Here is a 4,290-nt window from a genome sequence, read left to right as displayed (position 1 = left end):
CGCCCCGCGCGCACCGCCCGGGGTGCCACGGCGCGCGACCAGCGTCAGCGACGAGCCGGACGGGCACGCCCGCCACCTGGGCGGCGCGCTGCACGGCGGCGATCGCGTCGGTGTGGTCGGCGCGACGCCCGGGTCCCCACACACCCGCCGGCTCGAGCCGGCCCGCGAGCACACCCGCGGCGTGGCGCGGCTGCGCGGGCACCGCCGCGTCGATGGCCGCGAGCTCGTCGTCAGACGGGCGCACACCGCCCGGCAGCGCGGGCGCCGGACCCGACCCCGTGCGAGGCAGCGTCACGAGGCCGACCTCGTACACGGCCACGTCCGTGCTCCCGCGCGCGACGTTGCGCCGCGCGGTGTCGAGGACCGTCACGAGCAGGTTGGTGCGCATGAAGGGCTGGGCCTCGGAGAGCGGGTTGACCAGGCGGACCGCCCGACGTCGCTCGTCGTCGTCCGCCAGACCCAGGGCGTCGAGCTGCTCCTGCCCGACGAACGGGTAGCTGAGCACCTCCACCAGCCCCGACTCGGCCAGCGAGTCCGCGATGCCGCGGCGCGCGCGCTGCGACCACGTGAGCCCGAGCCCGGCGGGAGCCGGGGGGACGACCGACGGGATCGCGTCGTAGCCGCGCAGGCGCGCGACCTCCTCGACCAGCTCGACCGGGACGGTCAGGTCGGGCCGCCAGGTCGGCGGCGTCACCGCGACGACTCCCGGGCGGACGTCCTGCACGCTCGCGCCGATCTCGGTCAGCACGCCGCGGACCTCGTCGTGCGTGTAGGGCACGCCGACGAGCCGGGCGGGGTGGTCCAGGTCGAGCTCGACCGCTGCGGGCGGGGTCGTGCGGTCCACGTCCGTCAGCTCCGCGTCGACCGTCCCTCCCCCGTGCTCGACGAGCAGCTCGGCCACCCGCGCGACCGCGACGCGCGGCAGCCGCGGGTCCACGCCCCGCTCGAACCGCTTGCTCGCCTCGCTCGGCAGCTTGTGCCGACGCGCGCTGCGCGCGACCGTCACCGGGTCGAAGTGCGCGGCCTCGATCAGCAGGTCGGTCGTGGCGTCGCTCACCTCCGTGTCGCCGCCGCCCATCACGGCCGCCAGGCCGATCGGCCGCGAGCCGCGGCCCTCCGGGCTGTCGGTGATGAGCAGGTCCTGCGGGTCGAGCGCGCGGACCTGGTCGTCGAGCGTGCGGAGCTTCTCACCCGCACGTGCGCGGCGCACGACGATCGGTGCGTGCAACGTCGCCAGGTCGTAGGCGTGCAGCGGCTGGCCCAGGTCGAGCATCACGTAGTTGGTCACGTCGACCGCGAGCGAGATCGGGCGCATGCCCGCCTGCTGCAGGCGGCGCTGCATCCACGCGGGCGACGGGTCGTTCGCGCGAACCCCGCGCACGACCTGCGCGACGAACCGGTCGGCGCCGGGCACGCCGTGGATCGGCGAGTCGTCGTCGATCTCGACCTCGAAGCCCGCCGGGCGCTCGTCGGTCGGCTCGGGCTGGGCGGGGTCGGTGAACACGGCACCCGTGGAGTGCGCGTACTCGCGCGCGACGCCCCGCATCGAGAAGCAGTAGCCCCGGTCCGGGGTCACGTTGATCTCGAGGACCTCCTCGCCGAGGCCGAGCAGCTCACGTGCGTCGGTCCCGACGGGCGCGTCGACGCCGATCTCGCTCAGCACGATGATCCCGGCGTGATCCTCCCCCAGCCCGAGCTCGCGGGCCGAGCAGATCATGCCGTCGGACACGTGCCCGTAGGTCTTGCGCGACGCGATCGCGAAGGGGCCCGGGAGCACGGCACCGGGCAGCGCCACGACCACGTGGTCACCCACGTCGAAGTTGTGCGCGCCACACACGATCCCGCGGGGCGTGCCGCCGGGCTCGTTGTGCTCCGGGCCGACGTCCACGCGGCACCAGTTGATCGTCTTGCCGTTCTTCTGCGGCTCGGGGGTGCGCTCGACGACGCGGCCGACGACGAGCAGACCCGTCACGGCCGCGGCGTGCACCGCCTCCTCCTCGAGACCGACCCGCACGAGGTCGACCGCGAGCTGCTCGGCGGTGAGGCCCACCGGGAGCTCGACGTGCTCGCCGAGCCAGGACAGGGGAACGCGAGGCATCAGATCACCGCCTGGAACTGGGTGGAGAAGCGGACGTCGCCCTCGACCATGTCGTGCATCAGGCCGATGGCGTGCCGCAGCATGAGGGTGCGCTCGATGCCCATGCCGAACGCGAAGCCCGAGTACACGTCAGGGTCGACGCCGCACGCGCGCAGCACGTTCGGGTTGACCATCCCGCAGCCGCCCCACTCGATCCAGCCGGGGCCGCCCTTCTTCTGCGGGAACCACAGGTCCATCTCGGCGGACGGCTCGGTGAACGGGAAGTACGACGGACGCAGCCGCATCCGCGCCTCGGACCCGAACATCGCCTTCGCGAAGTGGTCGAGCGTGCCCTTGAGGTGCGCCATCGTCAGGCCCTTGTCGATCGCCAGGCCCTCGACCTGGTGGAAGACGGGCGTGTGCGTCGCGTCGAGCTCGTCCGTGCGGAACACCTTGCCCGGGCACGCGACGTAGACGGGCCCCCCGCGGCTCAGGAGCGAGCGAGCCTGCACGGGGCTCGTGTGCGTGCGCAGCACGAGGTTCGACGGCTCGTCGGACCCGTCGGGGGCGGCGACGTAGAACGTGTCCTGCATCTGGCGCGCAGGGTGGTCGACGCCGAAGTTCAAGGCGTCGAAGTTGAACCACTCGGCCTCGAGCTCGGGGCCCTCGGCGATCTCCCAGCCCATCGCGACGAACACGTCGGCGACGCGCTGCTGCAGGGTCTCCAGCGGGTGCCGTGCGCCGCGCGGGTGGCGGTCGACGGGCAGCGTCACGTCGACGGTCTCCTCGACGAGGACGCGCGCGTCGCGCTCCGCCTCGAGCTCGGTCTGCCGCTGCGCGACCGCGGCGTTGACCCGGCCACGAGCCTGGCCGACGAGCCTGCCGGCCGCACCCTTGTCGGCGGGCGCGAGGCCGCCGATCGCACGGTTGGCGAGCGCCAGCGGGCTGCGGTCGCCCGTGTGGGCCAGCCGCACGGACTTGAGGTCGTCGAGGTCACCGGCGGCGGTGATCGCGACGAGAGCCGCGTCGACGGCGGCGGCGACGCCGACCTCGTCGAGCGGGGACAACGGGGCACCGGCAGCGGCGCTGTCGGTGGCAGGGTTCTCGGGCATCCGAACCTTCCGGGGGTGGACTGTCGGCCGTCACGCACGAGCGCGCCGACCAGCGGGCAAGTCTAGGGCGCCCGTTCCGGGTTCGTCCGGGAGGTCCACCACGCGGGGCGCCCACGGCGTGCCGAGGACGACGAGCCTGCGCGGCTCAGCTCACGTGCGCGTCAGCGCGGCCCGGGAACGGGCCGCGGAAATCGGCGACCAGCCGCCGCGCGTCGAGAGCTCACGCGCACAGCATCGCACGCCCGGCGCGACCCCGACCAGCGCGTCGGACGTCCCGGACCCGCGCGGACGGTTCGCTCAGCCCTCGAGCGCGAACCGCTCGACGGTGCGGTACAGCGGGCCACCGCCCCGCCCCGCGCCCGGGGTCGACTCGACGAGCAGCACCTCCTCGACCGTCCAGGTCGGCCCCTCGTAGACCGCGAGGGCGCGCACGAGGCCCGCCAGGGGGTCGTCGTCCAGGCGACTGGAGTCCCGGGGACGCGACGAGCGACGACGTGGTGGCCCGCTGCCGGGGCGCGACCGCCCGATCGTCAGGTGGGGCCGCTCGCGCGCACGTCCGTCGTCGTGCACGCCCAGGTCGGTCGCCGCGTCGCGGCACTCGCGCGTCACCGCGCGGTGCTCGGCGAGCCCTCCAGTCGCCCCGACCCACAGCGTGCGGTGCGCGAACACGCCCGCGCCGCGCAGCGCGAGGTCGTACGGCGGGAGGTCCGCACCCGCCTCGGCGAGCGACTCCACGAGCGTCGGCACGACGCCGTCGGCCACCTCGCCGTAGAACGCGGTGGTCAGGTGCCACGTCTCGCGCGCCGACCAGCGCACGTCCGCCGACCGGCCGGCCGGGCCGCCGCGCACGCTCGCGAGCGTCAGGTCGAGGTGGTCGAGGACCTGCTCGCTCGGCCAGACCGCCGTGAACAGCCGCACGGTCACCCCCTCGGCGAGCGCTGCGCCCGAGCGCTCGCGTAGAGGCAGACGGTCGCGGCGGTCGCGAGGTTGAGCGACTCCGCTCGCCCGTGCAACGGCACCCGCACGACCGCGTCGGCCAGCGCGCGGTCCGCGTCCGGCAGGCCCCAGGCCTCGTTGCCGAACACCCAGGCGGTCGGGGCG

General features: G+C 74.8%; 4 protein-coding genes. All 4 read right to left on the bottom strand.

Annotated features, from left to right (window positions below; all coding sequences use genetic code 11):
• A partial coding sequence (gene pheT, locus CWIS_RS08755) for a phenylalanine--tRNA ligase subunit beta (RefSeq protein ID WP_048342883.1) occupies positions 1 to 2,098 on the bottom strand: 2,098 nt, incomplete at its 3' end.
• Positions 2,098 to 3,189, bottom strand: coding sequence for a phenylalanine--tRNA ligase subunit alpha (gene pheS / locus CWIS_RS08750; protein WP_048342882.1), 1,092 nt, complete (start codon positions 3,187 to 3,189; stop codon positions 2,098 to 2,100). The genes pheS and pheT, both read right to left, overlap by 1 nt.
• A gap of 297 nt (positions 3,190 to 3,486) precedes the next feature.
• Positions 3,487 to 4,107: an RNA 2',3'-cyclic phosphodiesterase gene (thpR, locus tag CWIS_RS08745; protein WP_048342894.1), complete on the bottom strand. Its 621-nt coding sequence runs from the start codon at positions 4,105 to 4,107 to the stop codon at positions 3,487 to 3,489.
• Positions 4,108 to 4,109: 2 nt separating this feature from the next.
• Positions 4,110 to 4,290, bottom strand: a 181-nt coding sequence (locus CWIS_RS19360) for a TrmH family RNA methyltransferase (RefSeq protein WP_304413440.1), incomplete at its 5' end; no start/stop codon positions are given.

Origin of the sequence: Cellulomonas sp. A375-1 (assembly GCF_001040865.1) — a bacterium.
GTDB lineage: Bacteria > Actinomycetota > Actinomycetes > Actinomycetales > Cellulomonadaceae > Cellulomonas > Cellulomonas gelida.
The sequence above is the reverse complement of the archived record's forward strand: the minus strand, read 5'-3'. Positions and strand labels throughout refer to the sequence as shown.